General features: G+C 67.9%; 5 protein-coding genes. All 5 read left to right on the top strand.

Going from position 1 to position 3,084, the window contains the following annotated elements; translation table 11 throughout:
- Window positions 1-227: 227 nt before the first annotated feature.
- From E2493_RS20470 to E2493_RS20450, 5 genes are read left to right on the top strand one after another with little or no spacing between them, the layout of a single operon-like run.
- Window positions 228-551: an AtpZ/AtpI family protein gene (locus tag E2493_RS20470; protein ID WP_135090571.1), complete on the top strand. Its 324-nt coding sequence runs from the start codon at window positions 228-230 to the stop codon at window positions 549-551.
- Between the two features lie 35 nt (window positions 552-586).
- A complete protein-coding gene (locus E2493_RS20465) occupies window positions 587-1,369 on the top strand; it encodes a F0F1 ATP synthase subunit A (protein WP_135090569.1) in 783 nt (260 codons plus the stop codon).
- Between the two features lie 44 nt (window positions 1,370-1,413).
- The gene (locus E2493_RS20460; RefSeq protein ID WP_129383163.1) at window positions 1,414-1,641 is read left to right on the top strand and encodes a F0F1 ATP synthase subunit C; all 228 of its coding nucleotides are present in this window, start codon (window positions 1,414-1,416) and stop codon (window positions 1,639-1,641) included.
- Between the two features lie 59 nt (window positions 1,642-1,700).
- Window positions 1,701-2,195: a F0F1 ATP synthase subunit B family protein gene (locus E2493_RS20455; RefSeq protein WP_135090567.1), complete on the top strand. Its 495-nt coding sequence runs from the start codon at window positions 1,701-1,703 to the stop codon at window positions 2,193-2,195.
- Complete coding sequence (locus E2493_RS20450; protein WP_135090565.1) at window positions 2,188-2,820, top strand: F0F1 ATP synthase subunit B family protein; 633 nt, start codon at window positions 2,188-2,190, stop codon at window positions 2,818-2,820. The genes E2493_RS20455 and E2493_RS20450 overlap by 8 nt, the downstream gene beginning before the upstream one ends.
- Window positions 2,821-3,084: the final 264 nt, after the last annotated feature.

Here is a 3,084-nt window from a genome sequence, read left to right as displayed (position 1 = left end):
ACTGGGTGTGCCCGCGCGCGGGCACACCCAGTCTCCAAATCTGTCACCCATCTATCCGGTCTAAAGTGTCACCCACCCATCCGCTGGACAGGTGGCTCTTCTCCATGTTGACTTGATCCGCCCCCCTTCCTAAAGGGGCGGCGCCTTGGCGGGTTCGTTCGCCGGCATGTCCTCGCACCCCTTTTTGCAGCCTCGCTTTCCGGCGCGGTCGCACATGGAAGAAAGACATGGCGGAAGACGAGCTCGGGAAGGACCCCACGCCGCCTCAGCGGGATGCGCGCTTCTCTTCGCTCGACGAGCGGCTGCGGAGCGCCCAGGCCGAAGAGGCGGCACGGACGGGCGCGGACCGGAAGCCGGCTGACCAGAACGAGCAGCTCGGCAGCCGGGTCTTGTCCTACCTGATCGGGGGCCTGGGTGGCGGCGCGGTGATCGGCTGGGTCCTGGACCAGTGGTTCGACACTTTGCCGCTTTTCCTGTTGCTGCTGATGTTCCTCGGAACGGCGGCCGGCTTCAGGAACATCATTCGGATTTCAAGCAAGCGCCCGGACTGATTTTCGGGCGTTTGGATTATCGACGGGAAGAAGACGTGGCGGCCGAAGGCAAGATCGACCCGATGCACCAGTTCGAGGTGCAGTCCATCTTCGAAGGTTTCTCGATCGGCGGTCAGCAGATCGCCTTCACCAACAGCGCCCTGTGGATGCTGATCGCGCTCGGCGCGCTCTGGCTGTTCATGCTCGGCGGCATGAAGCGCCAGCTGGTGCCCGGCCGCTGGCAGGCCGCGGTCGAGGGCGTGACCGGCTTCATCGCCTCGATGATGCAGACCAACATCGGTCCGGCCGGGCGCAAGTTCACGCCCTACGTCTTCTCGCTGTTCATGTTCATCCTGGTCGCGAACCTGATCGGCATGCTGCCGACCGGCATCGTCGGCATCCATCCGTTCACGGTCACCAGCCACCTGACGATCACCGGCGTCCTCGCCATCGTCTCGTTCGGCATCGTGCTGCTGGTCGGCCTGCTGCGCCACGGCTTCCATTTCTTCTCCCTGTTCGTGCCGCACGGCGCGCCCTGGTGGATGATGCCGATCCTGGTGCCGGTGGAGTTCGTCTCGTTCATGGTCCGTCCGTTCAGCCTGGCGCTGCGACTGTTCGTGGCGATGACCGCGGGCCACATCCTGATGAAGGTGCTCGCCGGCTTCGTGATCAACGGCCTCAACGCCGAGGCGCTTTGGGTCGCGCCGGTGGTCAGCCTGCCGAGCTTCATCCTGATGATCGGCATCACCCTGCTGGAGCTGCTGGTCTGCGCCATCCAGGCCTATGTGTTCGCGCTGCTGACGTCGCTGTACCTCAACGACGCGATCAATCTTCACTGAGTTTTCTCTTCACTTCAGAACGGTTTAGAAAAGGAGTTTTTCAAATGGACGCAGAAGCCGCAAAGCTGCTCGGTGCCGGTCTCGCCGCGATCGGCGTCGGCATGGCCGCCCTCGGCGTGGGTAACGTCTTCGGCTCGTTCCTCGAGAGCGCGCTGCGCAACCCGGCCGCCGCGGACAGCCAGCAGGGCCGTCTGTTCATCGGCTTCGCCGCCGCCGAGCTTCTCGGCCTGCTGGCGTTCGTCGTCGCGATGATCCTGCTCTTCGTCGCCTAACCAGACCACCGTCGCCGCTGCCCGCTTCGGCGGGCGGCGGCCGCGGACGCGGGAACGACATGCCTCAGATCGATCAAATCTCCGAGATCTTCGCGTCACAGCTCTTCTGGCTGGTGGTGACCTTCGGCCTCGTCTACCTGGTCATCGGCCTGGGGATGTTCCCGAAGATCGAAGCCACCGTCAGCGCCCGCGACAAGCAGATCGCCGGCGATCTCGCCGCCGCCGAGGCGGCGCGGGCCGCCGCCGAGCAGATCGAGGAGGCCAATCGCGCCCGGGCCGAGGCCAATCGGGCCGAGGCGCTGAAGGTCACCCAGGCCGCCAAGGAATCTGCCGCCCGCGAGGCCGAGCAGAAGGTCAAGGCCGCCGACGCCCAGACCGAGACCAGGGTCGCGGCCGCCGAAGCCCGCATTCGCGAGGCAACCGCGGCGGCGATGGGCGATATCGAGAATGTCGCCGCCGAGGCCGCGCAGGAGATGGTCGCCCGCCTTACCGGCAAGACCGTGTCCCGCGACCAGGCGGACAATGCAGTGAAGGCGGCGCTCGCCAATGGCTAACACGTCCACTCCCTCCGCCGAGCTCGACACCGCGGTCACCTCGACCGAGGGCGAGCATGGCCAGATGCCGCATACCGGCGACGACGCCGTCGCCAGCACCGCCGCCGAAGGCCATGGCGCGCCGCATGCCGAGCCGAAGGCGCTCGGCATGGACGCCACCGCCTGGGTCGCGCTGGCGATGATCCTCGTGATCGCGCTGCTTCTCTGGAAGAAGGTGCCGGCCGCGATCGGCAAGGCGCTCGACAAGAAGATCGACGGCATCCGCCAGCAGCTCGACGAGGCCGCCCAGCTGCGCGCCGAGGCCGAGGCGCTGCGCAACGAATATCAGGCGAAGGCCGCCTCGGCCGAAGCCGAAGCCGCCGCCGTCGTTGAGCGCGCCCGTCACGAGGCGGACGCGATCGTCCGCCAGGCGCAGGCCGACAGCGATGCGCTGATCGAGCGCCGCGGCCGCATGGCCGAGGACAAGATCGCCGCCGCCGAGCGCCACGCGATCGAGGAGATCCGCGCCAAGGCTGCCGCCGCCGCGGCCGCCGCGGCCGAGCGCCTGATCTCTGCCGAGATGGACCCGTCGAGCGACCGCGCGCTGGTCGACCGCACCATCGCGGGGCTTGGCACCACCCACTGATCCTCGCTTCGGCAGGAACACGAGCGCCGCGCCGGGACACCGCCGCGGCGCTTTCGCTTCTGCAATCCTCCCTAGGCGCGTTAGCGCGTGGGGAGGGGGACCGCGCGTAGCGCGGTGGAGGGGCCGGGCAGACCGGCAAGGAGCACCCGGCCCCTCCACCAGCCTGCGGCCACCGGCTGCTGCGCAGCCGGGTTCCGCCTTCCGGCATGCCCCCGGCGTGCCGCGGCTACACCCCCCTCCCCATCCGCTGCGCGGACAGGGAGG

Origin of the sequence: Sphingomonas parva (ex Maeng et al. 2020) (assembly GCF_004564275.1) — a bacterium.
In the GTDB taxonomy this organism is placed as follows: Bacteria; Pseudomonadota; Alphaproteobacteria; order Sphingomonadales; family Sphingomonadaceae; genus Allosphingosinicella; species Allosphingosinicella parva.
This window is presented reverse-complemented; position numbering and strand designations above follow the sequence as displayed.

Coding starts and splice junctions, on each gene's coding strand:
- E2493_RS20450 (WP_135090565.1), top strand. CDS start 2,188: ATGGCTAACACGTCCACTCCCTCCGCCGAGCTCGACACCGCGGTCACC.
- E2493_RS20455 (WP_135090567.1), top strand. CDS start 1,701: ATGCCTCAGATCGATCAAATCTCCGAGATCTTCGCGTCACAGCTCTTC.
- E2493_RS20470 (WP_135090571.1), top strand. CDS start 228: ATGGCGGAAGACGAGCTCGGGAAGGACCCCACGCCGCCTCAGCGGGAT.
- E2493_RS20460 (WP_129383163.1), top strand. CDS start 1,414: ATGGACGCAGAAGCCGCAAAGCTGCTCGGTGCCGGTCTCGCCGCGATC.